General features: G+C 41.8%; 1 protein-coding gene. It reads right to left on the bottom strand.

Annotation, left to right across the window (positions count from 1 at the left end):
- Window positions 1-661, bottom strand: a 661-nt coding sequence (locus IE271_RS44580) for an NAD(P)-dependent oxidoreductase (protein ID WP_268256283.1), incomplete at both ends; no start/stop codon positions are given.

Genomic DNA, 661 nt, shown 5'->3' with positions numbered 1-661 from the left:
AAAGCATTTTGCCCTTTGGCTCTATATCAATATGAAACCCATCAATCTCAGTGAGTTTTAAAATATCTTCTTCAAACACCGTGCCGCTCACGCTGATTGAACCATTAGCCGCATTTAGAGTTAAAGAGAGCATGTTTTTATAGGGCGAAGCGCTTTCTTTAAGGCTAACCTTAATCTCAATGCCTCTTTCTTTGGCCACAAAGGGGGCGTTAATGTAATTGATTTTATCCCCTACAACAGGTTTTAACACCCCCACTAGCGCAAAGGCTACAAGGGCGTCTTTAAATTGGTTGATCTCCCCACAAAGACTGAGCTCAATTTTTTGACACACGCCCTTATGGATTTGACTGGAAAAATAACCCAGTTTTTGCGCTAAATTCAAGTAGGCTTTTGCGCTCGCATCAAAAGCTTGCATGGGTAAATTCAAAGCATGCGGGTGGCTTGAACCCCTTAAAGATTCCATAACCCCTTGAGCGGCTTGTTTGGAAATTTCTTCTTGGGATTCTAAAGTGTTCGCACCAATATGGGGGGTCGCATAAACATTAGGCAAGTCTAAAAGCTTGTTGTGAATGCCAGGCTCTTTAGAAAAGACATCAATGCCAAGCCAACGCACTTTTTTAGTTTCTAAAGCTTCATAAAGAGCGTCTTCATTATAAAGCCC

Origin of the sequence: Streptomyces minutiscleroticus (assembly GCF_014650875.1) — a bacterium.
Classification (GTDB): domain Bacteria; phylum Actinomycetota; class Actinomycetes; order Streptomycetales; family Streptomycetaceae; genus Streptomyces; species Streptomyces minutiscleroticus.
This window is presented reverse-complemented; position numbering and strand designations above follow the sequence as displayed.